The sequence below is a fragment of the Ignavibacteriota bacterium genome, from assembly GCA_016218045.1.
Lineage (GTDB): Bacteria > Bacteroidota > Ignavibacteria > SZUA-365 > SZUA-365 > JACRFB01.
The window spans coordinates 127,791-143,516 of the sequence record JACRFB010000045.1; the positions used below are offsets into that span (position 1 = coordinate 127,791).

Annotated in this window: 11 protein-coding genes; all 11 read left to right on the plus strand. The window is 61.5% G+C overall.

All coding sequences use genetic code 11. The features are described 5' to 3' along the window. Positions 1-52: 52 nt before the first annotated feature. The 11 genes from HY962_12155 (at position 53) to HY962_12205 (ending at position 15,718) form a co-directional block, all read left to right on the plus strand. Positions 53-3,172 carry a PAS domain S-box protein gene (locus HY962_12155; protein ID MBI5647674.1) on the plus strand — a complete coding sequence of 1,040 codons (3,120 nt, stop codon included), beginning with the start codon at positions 53-55 and terminating at the stop codon, positions 3,170-3,172. 239 nt (positions 3,173-3,411) lie between these two features. Beyond that, positions 3,412-5,307: a 5'-nucleotidase C-terminal domain-containing protein gene (locus HY962_12160; GenBank protein MBI5647675.1), complete on the plus strand. Its 1,896-nt coding sequence runs from the start codon at positions 3,412-3,414 to the stop codon at positions 5,305-5,307. Positions 5,308-5,488: 181 nt separating this feature from the next. Then, complete coding sequence (locus tag HY962_12165) at positions 5,489-6,592, plus strand: caspase family protein (protein MBI5647676.1); 1,104 nt, start codon at positions 5,489-5,491, stop codon at positions 6,590-6,592. 22 nt (positions 6,593-6,614) lie between these two features. Then, positions 6,615-6,959: a hypothetical protein gene (locus HY962_12170; protein ID MBI5647677.1), complete on the plus strand. Its 345-nt coding sequence runs from the start codon at positions 6,615-6,617 to the stop codon at positions 6,957-6,959. 8 nt (positions 6,960-6,967) lie between these two features. Further along, complete coding sequence (locus tag HY962_12175; protein ID MBI5647678.1) at positions 6,968-7,705, plus strand: hypothetical protein; 738 nt, start codon at positions 6,968-6,970, stop codon at positions 7,703-7,705. 137 nt (positions 7,706-7,842) lie between these two features. Beyond that, a complete protein-coding gene (locus HY962_12180; GenBank protein ID MBI5647679.1) occupies positions 7,843-9,162 on the plus strand; it encodes a caspase family protein in 1,320 nt (439 codons plus the stop codon). Between the two features lie 239 nt (positions 9,163-9,401). Further along, positions 9,402-10,049: a cytochrome c3 family protein gene (locus tag HY962_12185; protein ID MBI5647680.1), complete on the plus strand. Its 648-nt coding sequence runs from the start codon at positions 9,402-9,404 to the stop codon at positions 10,047-10,049. Positions 10,050-10,091: 42 nt separating this feature from the next. Then, positions 10,092-13,070 (plus strand): 4Fe-4S dicluster domain-containing protein, encoded by a 2,979-nt coding sequence (locus HY962_12190; GenBank protein MBI5647681.1) that lies wholly within the window; start codon positions 10,092-10,094, stop codon positions 13,068-13,070. Positions 13,071-13,149: 79 nt separating this feature from the next. Beyond that, positions 13,150-14,568 (plus strand): polysulfide reductase NrfD, encoded by a 1,419-nt coding sequence (gene nrfD, locus HY962_12195; GenBank protein ID MBI5647682.1) that lies wholly within the window; start codon positions 13,150-13,152, stop codon positions 14,566-14,568. Beyond that, entirely contained in the window at positions 14,565-15,101 is a 537-nt protein-coding gene (locus tag HY962_12200; GenBank protein ID MBI5647683.1) for a DUF3341 domain-containing protein, read from the plus strand. The genes nrfD and HY962_12200 overlap by 4 nt, the downstream gene beginning before the upstream one ends. Beyond that, on the plus strand, positions 15,098-15,718 hold the full coding sequence (locus HY962_12205) for a cytochrome c (protein ID MBI5647684.1): 621 nt from the start codon (positions 15,098-15,100) through the stop codon (positions 15,716-15,718). The genes HY962_12200 and HY962_12205 overlap by 4 nt, the downstream gene beginning before the upstream one ends. Positions 15,719-15,726: the final 8 nt, after the last annotated feature.

Here is a 15,726-nt window from a genome sequence, read left to right on the forward strand (position 1 = left end):
GTTCCACCGAATCCCGGAATGGAACAACCGAGCACGAAGACCGGAAGATGTTATGGACGAATCTGGTGTGAAGACAGGCGCAAAAAGTGTGAGAAAGAAAATCCTGCAGTGGAAAACACTCCTGCGGACCGGCATGTTCGCGTGTTTTCTCCTGATTTTCGGATACGGACTCGTTCAGCTCGACGCCATCCTCTCGAATCCGTCTGCCGGGGATGGCGCGGCCGAAGGGATACTCGTCGGGGCGGCGCAGATCCGCACCGTCGGTGCCGCATATTCGATGACGGCGCCGGGAGGGTTCCGTCAATTGTTCTCGACTCCGTTTTTCCACGTCGTTTTCTATACCTTCATCGCACTGGCCATCGTGTGGGTACTGCTGTACCTGCAGAGCAGGAAGATGCGGGACGAGAGCACCGATCTCCGCACGCGTGTTCATCACCTGAGCCAGGAACTTGAGGGTGCGCGCGAGGAATTCGCCCGCGAAATAGCGGAATACCGCGCGATGCTGAACGCGGCCAGCGAGAATGAGCGTTCGTTCCGCAATTTGTACGAGACCACGGGGACGCCCACCGTCGTCATGAATGAGGACACGACCATCGCCATGGTCAACGGCGAGTTCGAGCGACTGACAGGATACAATCGCGCGAATATCGAAGGACGGCTCAGTCTCACGGAGTTTGTGCATCCCGAGGATGTCGCGCGTGTGCTCGATCATCACCGGCTGCGCCGCGTCGAACCGTCCAGAACCCCGACGAGTTGCGAATTCCGTTTTCTCACGCCCGCGGGCGACATCCGCTCGGCCATCGCATACGTGTCGATACTCCCCGGCGGCCGCCAGAGCATCGTGTCGCTGATGGATCTGACCGAGAAGAAACGCGCCGAACAACACATCCGGCTTCTTGCGCACGCGATGCAGAGCGTCAGCGAATGTGTCAGCATCACGGATCTCGACGACAGAATACTTTTTGTGAACACGGCCTTCCTGGAGACATACGGCTACGGCTTCGACGAATTGAAAGGGACGTGTATCCGAGATCTGCGACCTGCGAACGAGGACGCAATTCCGGATATCCTCGAGAAGACGTTGCACGGCGGCTGGCATGGTGAGATTCTCAATGTGCGCAAGAACGGCCAGACCTTCCCGATCGAGTTGTCGACAAGTGTCGTGCTCGACGACAACGGGGCGCCGGCGGCGCTTGTGGGAATCGCCGAAGACATCACGGTGCGCCGCGCGGAAACCACGCGGCTGACGCGGCTGAACGAGTGTATGCTCGCGTTCGGTTCCGAATCCGTGCACAACATCGACCGGCTTGTCGCGCTGAGCGGAGAACTGCTCGGCGGCGACTGTGCCTTCTACAACCGGCTCGAAGGGGATGTGCTGCGCAGCGTGGGCATGTGGCGCGCGCCGGAGGGCGCGGGTACGGTCGATCAGGCGCGTGGACATGTGTGTTACGATCTGATCGGCGAGGGCACCACCACGGTGCGGCTGTTCCGCGCGCTTCAGTCGTCCGCGTATCGCGAGACCGATCCTATCGTCCGCGAATACGGGTTCGAAACATATCTCGGTGCGACGGTGTCCTTCGGCGGCGCGGTCGTGGGATCCCTGTGTGTGCTGTACGCCGGTGATGCCTCGCCGAGCGAAAGCGATTTCCGTCTGCTCGCGGTCGTTGCGACGGCGATCGGCGTCGAGGAGGAGCGGAACCGGTCCGCCGAAGCGCTGCGCCGCAGCGAGGAGCGGTATCGTTCGCTGTTCGAGAACGCGGTGACGGGTGTGTACCGCACGACGATCGAGGGCACGATCACCGATTGCAACGACGCCTTCGCGCGGATTCTCGGCGCCGCGGCGCGGGAGGATCTGGTCGGCGTGAACAGCGTGCGTTTTTATCACAACCCAAAATCGCGCGAACATTTTGTGGAGGAACTGCGCCGCACGGGTATGCTGACCTCGCACGAGGTGCGTTTGCGCCGCACGGATGGAGCGGAGGTATGGGCGCTGCTCAGCACGCGCCTGCTCGACGACGGGTCCATTCTGGGCACGATGGTCGACATCAGCAGGCGCAAGGACGCCGAGCGCGCGCTGCAGGATTCGGAAACGCGCTACCGTCTTCTGTTCGAAAACAATCCCTTCCCGATGTGGGTATTCGACACCGAGACACACGCGTTCCTCGCGGTCAACGAAGCGGCCGTCGGGCATTACGGCTACTCGCGCGAGGAGTTTTTGGACATGACAATCCGCGACATCCGCCCGCACGAGGACGTGCCTCGCCTGCTCGACTCGATACAGCGGAAGGGCGACGACATCGAGCACGCGGGCGTCTGGCGACACCATAAGAAGGACGGCAGCGAGATACTCGTGGAGATCACGGCGCACCCGCTCATGTTTGCGGGCCGGCGCGCCGAGATGGTGCTGGCCGCCGACATCACCGAACGCCTCCGCACCGAGGAACAGAAACGCCGCTACACCGAGGAACTGCAGCAGCTCAACGCGAGCAAGGACAAGTTCTTCTCGATCATATCGCACGATTTGCGCAGTCCGCTCAGCACGTTGCACGGGTATGCCGAGATGCTTGCGGGCGATTCCGAATCGTTCGGGCCCGAGACGATCAAGACGATCGCCGGGAGCATGTACTCGCTGACGCACCGTGTGCACGCCCTGCTCGAAAATCTGCTCGAGTGGTCGCGGCTGCAGGCCGGGCGAATGGAATATCAGCCCATCAAAATCGACATGCACGAACTGGTCGACGATGTGATCGATCTGTTGCGCGAGAGCGCGCTGCGCAAGAACATCGACATTCGCGTGCACCTGAACGGGCACTCGTACGCGCGGGCCGATCAACGCATGATCCGTTCGGTGGTGCAGAACCTTCTGACGAACGCGGTGAAATTCAATCGGCGCGACGGGGTGATCACGGTCGACGCCGCGCAGAACGGCGACACGCTTGTTGTATCGGTGAGCGACAACGGCGTCGGCATCAGTCCCGAGGCCGTCGACCGCCTGTTCCGTATCGGCGTGAACCACAGCACGCCGGGCACGGCCGATGAGCAGGGGAGCGGACTCGGCCTCATCCTGTGCAAGGAACTCGTCGAGATGAATCACGGACGCATCTGGGTCGAAAGCCGGCCGGGTGAAGGCAGCACCTTCTCGTTTTCACTGCCGTACTGGGTGAACGGCTGATACAGCGGCGGCGCTGAGCGCCGCCTGCTGCGCGGCCTTCACCATGCGGCCGCGCAGCGCAGATGTGCGTGCGCGTTACGTGCGTCGTCGAAGCACGGCGCGCGCGCATTTGACATTTCCGTGACACCGCGCGCCCCGGCGCGCGCGACATTTGCGGGAGATACGATCGATGATGCCGACAGGATTTTGTTATTTCCGACATCATTATCATTTTCCCGCATTCCCATTTTGGAGGAGTCATGAAACACATCCACAGCGCCCTTATCGCGTGCGCCTTCCTCTGTGTGCTCGCCGGAAGCATGCTCGCGCAGCAGCGCGACACGGTTGTCATCCTGCACATCAATGACACACACGCGAACCTGCTGCCCTCGGGTCCGCGCGCGACCGACATGTCGCAGACCATGGGTGGTATCGCGCGTGCGGTCTCGTACGTCGGCGCGCAGAAAATGTCGGATCCGCAGACGCTGTTCATGCATGCCGGCGACATGTCGATCGGCGATCTCTTCTTCAACGGCTATTTCTCCCTCATCGAACTGGAACTGCTGTCGGAGGCGAATCTCGACGTGATGTCGCTCGGCAATCACGAGTTCGATCTGGGCAGCGGCATTCTACTGTCCATACTCGACACGGCGCAGGTGCCGTTCCCTATACTGTGCGCAAACATGTCGGTGCTCGACGCCTCCGTCGCGCGGCTCGCCACGCACGTGCTCCCGCACACGACGCTGCTCTCGAAGGGCCACAAAATCGGGGTGTTCGGGCTTGTCACACCCGAGGCGAACTTCATCTCCAATCCGCTGCCCGAAGTGTATCTCGAAGCGGATACGGCTCTGGCGCGCATCATCCTTGCCGAGGTGCAGGCGCTGAAAGCCGACGGCTGCGAGGCGGTGATCCTTCTCTCACATCTCGGCCGCAACGGCGACATGCTCGTGGCGGAGACATTCCCGGGCATCGATTTGATCATCGGGGCGCACGACCATTACGCCGAGACGGCCCCGCTGTACGTCACCAACACGGCGACGAACGCACGTGTGCCGATAGTGCAGGCAGGCGCGTTCTACCAGCACATCGGACGGGCGTCGCTGGTGTTTTCAGGCACGGCCCTGTCGGGCTTCGACTGGCAGCTCGTGCCGCTCGACGCGCGCGTCCCCGAGGAACCCACCACACGGACCATCGTCGACTTCCTCGCGACAGAACTTGAAACCACCTTCGGATATCCGCTCTTCACATCGACCGCAACAACGGTCACCGAGACGCTCGAGGAACTGCCGTCGGATCCGACCAAAACCGGTTTCCACGATACGCCCGTCGCAAATCTCATCACCGACGCGTTCCGTGATTTCACCAAAACCTACATCGCCATCACGGCCTGCGGCGCCACGGCGCAGCCGCTGTACAAAGGTCCCGTCACGCCGAACGACGTCTTCCGCATGATCGGCTACGGATTCAATCCAGTGACCTACGTCGGGTTCCGCGTGGTCTCCTTCGACATCTCAGGCGCGGCCATGCTTGTGGGCCTCGAGTTCGGGCTCTCGCAGATCGAACTCAGCGACGAATTTCTGGTACAGACATCCGGCATGGAATACGAGTACAATCCCGCGGCGCCGCCGTATCAACGCCTGCTCCCGGGCAAGGTGCTCGTAGGCGGGCAGCCGCTCGATCCCACCAAAAGATACACCGTCACCACCAACGAATTTGTGCTCGCCATCTTCAACGCCATCGTGCAGCAGTCCGGCATCGACACACTCGGCAACATACAGGGCTACAACGATTTCACTGAACTGCAGGTGGTGCTGACCTATCTCGCGAAGAACTCGACCTACAGTCCGGTACGGCGCCGCGGACCTCTGCCTGTGCAGCGCCTGGAATCCGGCGTGCGCGCGCTTGCGCTCGGGCATTACCCGAATCCGGTGTCGAGCTCCACCGAGATCATCTTCGACATCCCCGAGGCGGCGCAGACGACACTCACCGTCTACGACGCGGCGGGCAGGACGGTCGGTATCGTGGTCGACGCGCGGCTCGAGGCCGGGCGCCACACGCGGCATTTCGACGCCTCCGCGCTTGCGCCGGGCATGTACAGCTACGTGCTTCGCAGCGGCGTCGTCGTGAAGACACAGCGTCTTGTGAAGATCCAGTAACCTGCACTTTGCAGGATTGTGCCGGGCGCTCCGCTGATTGCGGAGCGCCCGCCGCATTTATGGGCTTCCACGGCAGAAAAGTCGTCGCAGCAGAATCATCACCGTGGGAGTTGAATGTCTGTTGCGCAGGCGCTAGATTTCCGGAAACTTCATCACTCACTCGACCACGGCCGTTTCCACTATGAGGACGATCGCAACGATATGCTGCGTCTGCGCCCTGCTTGCGGCGGTTCCGCTTACCCGCGGCGTGCCCGCGCAATCCAAATCGAAGCAGCGCGGCGTGAAGGTGACGACGGCTCCGAAGAAGGAGGTTTTCACCGGGAAGGCCTACGACAATCTCTGGGCGGTGGTCATCGGCATCAACGACTACAAACACTGGGACGATCTCAACTACGCGGTGAATGACGCCCGGGCAGTAAAGGATCTTCTCATCCGTAAATACGGTTTCAGGGCCGATCACATACTGGAACTGCTCAACGAGGATGCAACACTCGTCAACATCCGCACGACGCTGGGCGGCGTGCTGCCGCAGAAGACAAAAAAGAACGACGGGGTGATCGTCTTTTTTGCGGGTCACGGCGAGACGGTGGATCTGCCTGACGGCGGCAACCTCGGCTACCTCGTGCCACACGAGGGTTCGACCTCGAAGGGCGAGTACTTTGCCACACTGCTGCCAATGACACAGATCCGCGAAATCTGCACGCTCATCCCCGCAAAACACGTCTTTTTTGTCGTCGATGCGTGTTACAGCGGACTCGCCGCCGCTTCAGAACGCGGCATGGCCGAGGAAACCCGCGTGTACGTGAGCAAGCTGGCGTCGATGAAGAGCAGGCAGATACTCACCGCGGGCGGACGCGGCGAGCCCGTGATGGAAAACGACGAGTGGGGTCACAGCGCGTTTACCTACAAACTTCTCGAGGGCCTCGAGTCGGGCTCTGCCGACACCGACGCCGACGGCGTTATCACGTCCGGCGAAATCGCGCTGTACATCAAGACACGCGTGCCTAAACTTTCGGGCAACAGGCAGACGCCGCAATTTAAAAATCTCTCGAACGACGAGGGCGAATTCATCTTTCTCTCCCCCGAGCGCGCGGCCAAAGCGGGCGTGACACAGTCGCGCGGTGTGCCCGGCGGCGGCGAGGAGGCGCCCGATGCGCTGCGACAGGAACTCGAGCGGCTCAAGCAGGAGAACGAACGATTGAAGGAACAGCAGAAAAACGAGAAGAAGGACGCGAAAAGCCGCGACGGCAAGGACGACCGCGACCTCTTCATCCCGCCTCCCTGACACAGGCACACAGGACACGACCATGAAAATTCTCGCTTGTCTGCTCGCCGCCACCGCACTTTTTGCGGCCGGCTGTGAGGCAAATCCCGAATACCCGGACGCACCCGTCGCGGGACTCGTCACCGTGGTGAACGAGTCGTCGGACGATTTCCAGGTTCTGCGCTTCCGCGTAAACGGAACCATCGACTGGAGCAAGGACTATCTCGGCTCGGGAACCACTATCCCGTCCGGCGAAAGCGTGACGTATTACATGCCCGTCGGCACGTTCGATTTCCTTGCCGAGAACACAATCGACCGCATCTACGTCGAGTTCAAGAACATCACGATCACGCGGGGTCAGGAAACTACCCTGACCATCATCGACTAGGAGGCCCCATGACACGCACGCTCCGCGCGATCGGCGCAGGCCTCCTTCTGCTGACCTTGTGTGTCGCAGGTCCGGCCACCGCGCAAACACGCCTCTATGCGGGAGTCAAATCCTGGTACGCGAACTGGGATTTAAAAATCGACCGCATCGAAGGCGCGACACAGACCGACTATTCGGCCGCGTTCATGACGGGCCCCTATCTCACGCTTCGTATCGGCAAGGTCGCCACGACTGTATCCTACAGTACGTCGCTCCTCCATTTTGCAGCCGAGACGCGCAACCCCGGTTATAATCAGGTCGGTTTCAACATGAACCGCGAGTTGAAACGCGACGACATCAACGTCGTCCTGCAGTATTACCTCTCGTCGGATGTCGCCGTCTTCGCCAACGCCAAGTTCCTCACGTACCTGATGCGTGACGCCACCGTGTTCATCAATCAGGAGAGGGTCACACTCGACGAGAAGTTCACGAGCAGCGGTTTCGGCGGCGGCCTGCAGACCTCCGTACAATTCCGCGACGACAGGAGCTTCTACTCGTATCTCAGCGTCGGGGCAGTGTACAATTCGTTCAACGTCGTGATTGTCGACACAAAAAAATCGGAACTGATGTACTTCCTCGACACGGGCGTCGGCTACCTCGTACCGGAAACACGCCTTGGTCTCGTGCTTGGACTGCGCGGTGAACACGGCGGCGAGACAAAAACGATCATCGGTCCCGTACTCGGACTTTTTCTCCAGCCATTCTGATGCGCAGACCGGATATGCGACACGTGACTTCGACCGAGACGCGGATCCGCGCACTCCCGCATCCGCGGGCCGCGGAAGCTTCCCCGGAATTTCTCCGCACGAGACCCCTTCCAGGCCGAGTGTATACCGCGCTTGTAGTGTGTTTTCTTCTGGCGATTGTCGCGCCCGTGTATGCGCAGCGCGGCCTCGAGGTTTCGATACGGGCCGACAAGGGCAGCGGCATTCCCTACGTCGATGGCGAGCGTCTGCTGATACAGGCGCGCGCGAGTGCGGCATGTTATCTGCACGTGGTGTATCAGGACGCGTCGGGCGGACTCTTCCTCATTTTTCCGAACGACGGGTCCGATCCGCGCGGACACGTTGCGGGAGGGACCGATCTCGAACTCGGAAAAGGGCAGGAGATCGACGGTTTCGAATTCACCATCACGGCGCCGTACGGCGCGGAGATGTTGCGTGCTTACGCGAGCACCGCGCCACTCCCGTTGCCTCCGGGCGAGAAGCTGGGCGGTGGCATGATCCGCCTCACCGATTCGCCCGACGGCCTGGATCTCCGGTATGCCGACGCGACGCAGGGATCGCGGGCCGCGCTGGCAACGGCATCCGCGCTCCTGCGCACCACCGCCGCCGCGCCGCGGACGCGCGACAAGGAGGATGCGGCATCCTCGGCCGTGCCAGAAGAGTCCTTCCGCAAGCCGCGTATATTCGGGCTCGTCGTGGGTGTGTCGCGCTACGCGTCCGCAGGCATACGGCCCCTGCAGTACGCGGACGACGACGCGCGCGCGATGGCCGCATTCTTGGCGGATAAAAACGGGGCCGGAATACCGCCCGCACAACTGCGCGTGCTGATCGACGAGGATGCGTCGCGCGAGAACATTCTCGACGCGTTCAGGGACTTTCTCTCCACCAGCGAATCCGGTGATCTCGTCTACATCTATTTTGCGGGACATGGCATCACATCGCCCTCACAGAATGCGACCTACTTTCTCAGCAGCGACGCCGATCTTGCGCGGCCGCAGAGCACGGCGGTGGATCAGGCCGAAATCACCGCGCTGCTCACACAGCGGGTGAAGGCGGGGAAAATCGTCTTTTTCATCGATGCATGTCATGGTGGCGGACTCGGGCTGACAGGCGTGCGTCTGCGAGGCGCCACCACCGTCCTGTCGTCGCGCCTTCTCACGGAACTCGTTTCAAAAAAGGACGGCACGGCATTCTTCTCGGCGTCACGCGCGGCGGAACAGTCGCAGGAAGGACCGCGGTGGGACGGGCACGGAGTCTTCACGTATTATCTCGTGAAAGGCCTCCGCGGCGCAGCCGACGCAAATGCCGACACGAAGGTGACCGTGGACGAGCTGGCGGACTACGTCGGCGCGCAGGTCAAGTCCGACACAGGCGGCCGCCAGCATCCGGAATTGAAGGGATTTTTCGACAACGACCTCGTGTTGAGTGTTTCCCGCTGAGTGCCACGCGGCGATTCGTGAATTCGTGAAACGAGAGAGAAAAGGATAATAGGGTTTTATTATCCTATGTTTTTCGCCTTGATTTTTCCAAATTCCTTGTTGCGCTCATACATCCAATTCCGTAGATTGCGCCCACTCTGATGCACCCATTCCCCGTACTACTTCTTCATATACAGTTCTCCACCCTGTTCCTTCCATAGCGGTTCATCGCTAGCCCTTCACGTAAAAGAGGATAAACCTTGGCGCAATTATTCCCCGCGTGGGCGAATAAGGCCCCACGCTATGTGCTGCTTGGACTGACCTTCGGTCTCGTCCTGGCGATAGCGTTCGTCTGGTACTACTGGTCACCCTGGTACACCGACGTGGGCTACGCCCCCGTACAGCCGGTGCCGTACAGTCACAAGCTCCATGTCGGGCAGCTCGGCCTCGATTGCCGGTACTGTCACACCGGTGTGGAGAAGGCGGCTGTCGCGATGGTACCGCCCACGCAAACCTGCATGAACTGTCACCAGATTGTTTTGCCGACGAGCCCCAAGCTTGCGCTCGTGAAACAAAGTTGGGAGACACGGACGCCGATCGAATGGATACGGGTGCACAAGGTGCCCGACTACGCCTACTTCGACCACAGCATGCACCTGCGTGCGGGAGTCGGATGCGAGAGCTGCCACGGCCTCGTGTCGGGGATGGATGTGGTGGAGCTGACGCAGCCCCTGAGCATGGGGTGGTGTCTCGAATGCCACCGCGATCCCGACATGCACCTGCGCCCGGCATCGGCCATCACTGCCATGGGATGGACGCCGCCGGCGAATCAGCGGGAGCTCGCCGCGAAGATCAAGAAGGATCTGGGCCTCCGTCCGCCCGTGTCCTGTTCCGGTTGCCATCGATAACGGTCGATTAGAGTCCCGCGTCACGAGACCACAGTGAAGAATATGAAATCCACCTGGAAGAGCATTGATGAATTGCGCGGAAGAGCGCACGATGCGACACATAATCTCGAGAATCCGCCCGAGGGTCTGCCTTCGGGAATGGATCGCCGTACCTTCCTGAGCCTGATGGGCGCCTCAGCGGCGCTAGCCGGCCTGGCCGGCTGCAGGAGGCCCGAGGACCGGATCGTTCCGTACGTGTCGAAGCCGGAAGACCTCGTGCTCGGCATACCACAGCGGTACGCTACGACGATGCCGTTTGGTCTCGAGAACATCCCCCTGCTCGTGACGAGCCATGAAGGCCGTCCGACACACATCGAGGGAAATCCGCTCGATCCGTCCACCGCGGGCGCCGTGAACGTGTGGACCAGCGCATCGATTTTGGACCTCTATGATCCCGACCGTTCGCAGGTCGTGCGCAACGCAGGTGCGGAGGCCGAACTTGCGGCGTTTGTGGGCGACTGGCAGGTCAAACACGCCGGGTTTGTGCAGACGCAGGGAGAGGGACTCGCAGTGCTGTCGGGATCGTTCGCGTCGCCGACACTTGCGCGTCTGGCGGGCGAATTCCGCGCACGCTTCCCGAAGGCGCAGTGGGTGACGTATGATGCCGTGAACGACGACACCATTGTGCAGGGCTGTGCCGCGGCCACGGGACAGCGCGCGATTCCCGTGTATGATTTTACCAACGCCGATGTCGTCCTGTCGCTGGATGCCGATCTTTTCGGCACAGAGAGCAACGCCATCACCAACGCGCAGGGCTTCGCCTCGCGGCGCCGCATTCGTTCGACGAACGACACGATGAACCGCTTGTACCTCGTCGAGGGCACGCTGTCGACCACCGCATCCATGGCCGATCACCGGCTCCCGGTCCGTTCGGGACTCATCAACGCCTGCGCAACCGCCATTGCGGAAGAGTTGCGCCGGCAGGGCCTGACTTTGCCCACGATCGGCGGACCCGCCGTCGGGGCCGGCCAGTTCGACACGCGCTGGATTGCGGCCGTCGCGAAGGATCTGCTTGCGCATCGCGGCCGTTGCGTGATAGCCGCGGGACGCCGCCAGCCGCCGGCTGTGCATGCACTTGCCGCAGCACTCAACGCGGCCCTGGGGAACGTGGGGACAACCGTTAAATATCTGCTGCCCCGGCATGCCGAGAGCACCGACACCGCCGCGTTCGAATGGCTTGTCACGCTCATGAACGCAGGCAAGGTGCAGATCCTGGTAATGCTCGACACCAACCCCGTGTATTCCGCCCCGGCTGATCTCGCGTTCGGGGAAGCGCTCGCCAAGGTCGGAACGATTATCCATGCCGGGCAGTCATTCGACGAAACCGCGGCCGCCGCAACATGGCATGTGCCGCTGCATCACTACCTCGAAAGCTGGGGCGACGTGAGCACGCTCCACGGCTCGCACGGCGTTGTGCAGCCGCTGATCGCCCCGCTGTACACGGGCATGAGCCTGACCGAAATGGCCGCGCTCGTCTCGGGGGGCGCGCAGATCAAGGGATACGATGCGGTGGTGCAGACGTGGAAAGCGCTGCTGCCCGCAGCCGGTTTTGATGCCGCGTTCACACGTGTCCTGCACGACGGACGTTTCGAGTCGGATGCTCTGCCGTCGATGTCGGTGGACATGGCCCGCGCCGCCGCGTTCCATACATCGGCCTCCGTCAAACCCGCGGCCGTATCCGCCACCGCGCTGGAAGTGTCACTGCAGGCATCGCCCGCGGTGTACGACGGACGTTTCGCGAACAACGGCTGGCTGCAGGAATTTCCCGATCCGGTCACCAAGATCACGTGGGACAATGCGGCGATCATGAGTGAAGCCACCGCCGCGGCGCTCGGTGTGCGGAACGAGGACTTTATCCGGCTGACCTCCGCGGCAGGCAACATTGGACTGCCCGTGTGGATCATGCCGGGCCAGGCCGACTTCACCGTCACCGTCAATCTCGGTTACGGTCGGAAGAACTGCGGCCGCATCGGCGACGGTGTGGGCGACAACGGCTACCGCTTGCGCTCGTCCGCCAGCCCGTACATCGTGTCGGGCGTCACGATGCAGAAGATCCGCGGAACACATCGTGTGGCCTGCGTGCAGGATCACCACGGACTCGACACCGAGGATCTTGCGCGGCGCGGCATACAGGAACGCCTGCCGATGATCGTCCGCGAAGCGACACTCGAGGAGTATCAGCACGAGCCGAACTTTGCAAAGGAGCGCGTCGAGCACCCCGCGCTGCGTTCAACCTGGGACGAGCACACGTACAATGACGGTTTCCAGTGGGGCATGAGCATCGATCTCAACGCCTGCACGGGCTGCGGCGCATGTACTATCGCATGCCAGAGCGAGAACAATATTCCGATCGTGGGCAAGGAGCAGGTGCTGAACGGACGTGAGATGCACTGGATCCGCATCGACCGCTATTACGCGGGCAGCGTGGAACAGCCGGAAGTGCTCGTGCAGCCGCTCGGTTGCGTGCAGTGCGAGATGGCGCCCTGCGAGCAGGTGTGTCCCGTCGCGGCAACCTCGCACGACGAGGAAGGCCTGAACGTGATGACCTACAACCGCTGCGTCGGCACGCGCTATTGCAGTAACAACTGCCCGTACAAGGCCCGCCGTTTCAACTTCTTCAACTACTCGAAAGAAGCTCCCGAGACGGTGCAGATGGCGCGCAATCCCGAGGTGACCGTCCGTTTCCGCGGTGTGATGGAGAAGTGCACCTATTGCGTGCAGCGCATCGCGACGGGTAAGATTGCAGCCAAACGCGACGGCCGGGCCCTTGCCGACGGCGACATTGTTGCCGCGTGTGAATCGGCCTGTCCGACCCGCGCCATCGTGTTCGGCGACACGCGTGACGAGAAGAGCCGCATCAGCGCGGCGAAAAAACTCGACCGCGACTATGCGCTGCTTGGCGAGCTGAACGTGCGTCCGCGTACAACATATCTCGCGAAGCTGCGCAACCCGAATCCGGATCTCGCATCCGGCAAGGCCTGACGGCGGTCCGCACGTATCCATCGTTCCTGATCGAAGACATCGAAGAAGAATATCCAATACAACAGTTGGTGCAGAGCACGTGAGTACCAAGAATCAGCAACACTACAGCCCGCCCGATGCCGGCGCGGGCGCGCTTGCGGGCGAGGCCCTCGTGACGGGAGGTCTCGATTTCCGCGGCATCACGGAAAAAGTCAGCAGCATCGTCGAACGGCCCACCCCCGCCGGCTGGAAGATCGCCTTCTCGCTCGCAGTGTCGGTTCTGTTGATGCTGATCGGCACCATCGGCTGGCTGGTGTACAACGGCACCGGTATCTGGGGTTTGAACAATCCCGTGGGCTGGGGATGGGACATCGTGAACTTCGTGTTCTGGGTCGGTATCGGACACGCGGGCACGTTGATCTCGGCCATCCTCTTCCTGCTCCGTCAGCGGTGGCGCACGGCGATCAACCGCTTCGCCGAGGCGATGACCATCGTGGCGGTTATCTGCGCGCTGATGTTCCCCGGCATACACGTCGGTCGTATCTGGATTCTGTACTGGTTCTTCCCCGTCCCGAACCAGATGTCGATGTGGCCGAATTTCCGCAGCCCGCTGCTGTGGGACTTCTTCGCCGTGGGCACCTACTTCACCGTATCCGCGCTGTTCTGGTACGTCGGACTCGTCCCCGACCTCGCAACGCTGCGTGACCGCGCAAAGACGCGCATCCGCAAGATCGTCTTCGGTCTGCTGTCCCTGGGATGGCGTGGAGGCAACAGGCAGTGGCGTCATTACGAGGTGGCGTATCTGATGCTGGCAGGTCTCGCGACGCCGCTTGTGCTTTCCGTGCACTCGATCGTATCCACCGACTTCGCCACCAGTCTCATCCCCGGATGGCACACCACCATCTTCCCGCCCTACTTTGTCGCGGGCGCCATTTTCTCGGGCTTCGGCATGGTGATGACACTCGCGCTCATCGCGCGCAAGATCTTCCATCTCGAGAACCTGATCACCATCGGGCATCTCGAAAAGATGAACAAGATCATGCTCGTGACCGGCAGCATGGTGGGGTACGCGTACATCATGGAATTTTTTATCGCCTGGTACAGCGGGAATCTCTACGAGGCCTTTACCTTCGTGAACCGCGCCTTCGGCAATTACGCGTGGGCATACTGGATCATGTTCCTCTGCAACGTGATCACGCCGCAGTTGTTCTGGTTCAAGAAGGTCCGCACCAGCATCCCGTGGATGTTCGTCCTGTCGATTTTTGTCAACATCGGCATGTGGTTCGAGCGTTTTGTGATCACCGTCTCCTCGCTGTCGCGCGATTTCCTGCCTTCGTCGTGGGATTACTTCTCGCCGACCATATGGGACATGATGACTTTCGTGGGGAGCTTCGGACTGTTCTTCACACTGTTCCTTCTTTTCCTTCGTTTCCTTCCGATGATTTCGATGACTGAAGTGAAGGCCGTGCTTCCCGAGGCCGATCCGCATCACCACCCGCACGGCGGAGGTGCCGCATGAGCGCGCTCGCTGTTCTCGCCGAATTCCACTCCGCCGGAGATCTCCTCCACGCGGCGGAGAAAGTCCGCCAGGCCGGCTACAGCCGTTTCGATTGCCACTCGCCGTTTCCGATTCACGGCATGGACGCCGCGATGGGCTTGAAGCGCTCTCCCGTCGGATTCATCGTCGGCGGCATGGCGCTGCTCGGCGCCGCGGTGGGTTTCTCGCTGCAGACCTGGGTCACCACCGACGCGTATCCCATCGTGATCAGCGGCAAGGCGCATTTCTCGTGGCAGGCCTATGTCATCGTCACCTTCGCGCTGTTTGTGCTCTTCGGCACCTTCGGCGCGGTGTTCGGCATGTTCCGGCTCAACAAGCTGCCGCGCCTGCATCATCCGCTCTTTTTCTCGGAGGAGTTTGCGCGCGTCACCGACAACGCGTTTATGGTGAGCATCGAATCGGTCGATCCGCGTTTCAGCGAGACCGAGACTGTCGCTTTCCTCAAGTCCATCGGCGCGTCACACGTCGAACTCGTGCGGGAGGTGCAGTCATGACAGCACGTCTGTACACTCTGCTCGCGGTGCTGCTCGTGGCGGGTGCCGCCCTGATGAACGGCTGCCGCGGCGCGCGCTCGGAAGATCCGCCCGTGCATCTGAATCCGAACATGGACACACAGGACAAGCTCAAGCCGCAGCGTGAAAGCCGCTGGTTTGCCGACGGCGCATCGATGCGTGAACAGGTGGAACACACCGTCGCGCGCGGTCAGCTCCGCGAAGACGCGGCCTATTTTGCCGGCAAGACCGGCGAGGGGCTGTACGTGGACTCGCCCGTGCAGTGGACCGCCGAGGATCTCGAGCGCGGCAGGCAGCGGTATGCGATTTACTGCACGCCGTGCCATGGTGAACGCGGCAACGGCCGCGGGAAGATCCGCGAGTTCAAGTACCCGATTCCTCCGACCTCGTATTTTGATCCGCGCATTCTGCAGGCGAAGGACGGGTACATCTACGAAGTCATTTCCAACGGCATTCGCAACATGCCTTCCTACAAGGCGCAGATTCCCGTACGTGACCGCTGGTGCATCGTCGGGCATGTGCGCGAACTGCAGAAGGCGCAGCTACCCGATTCCCTGAAAGGCCTCGCGCCCGCACCACAGACTACCGCAGCGAAGTAAGAGACGCA